This window comes from Pedobacter jeongneungensis, from assembly GCF_000633455.1.
Classification (GTDB): Bacteria; Bacteroidota; Bacteroidia; order Sphingobacteriales; family Sphingobacteriaceae; genus Pedobacter; species Pedobacter jeongneungensis_A.
Window position 1 is genome coordinate 1 of the sequence record NZ_AYMG01000064.1, and the last position, 293, is coordinate 293.

Below are 293 nucleotides of genomic sequence, written 5' to 3' on the forward strand. Positions count from 1 at the left end.
TGAATGCCCTGAAGACCGGTATCGCCTTTTACACCAGGTAGGCCCTGTGCTCCGGTAAATCCCTGCAGGCCGGTTGCGCCGGTATCTCCCTTATCACCTTTCTCTCCAGTCTCACCTTTGTCGCCTTTTGCTCCGGCTACGCCCTGGATTCCCTGAGGGCCAGCTGCACCAGTTTCTCCTTTATCACCTTTTTCACCCTGAATGCCCTGAAGACCGGTATCGCCTTTTACACCAGGTAGGCCCTGTGCTCCGGTAAATCCCTGCAGGCCGGTTGCGCCGGTATCTCCCTTATC

The 293-nt window shown here is 56.7% G+C and carries 1 pseudogene; it reads right to left on the reverse strand.

What is annotated here, in order from left to right:
- Window positions 1-293: pseudogene (locus tag U859_RS0130215) on the reverse strand (collagen-like protein); the annotation flags it as partial.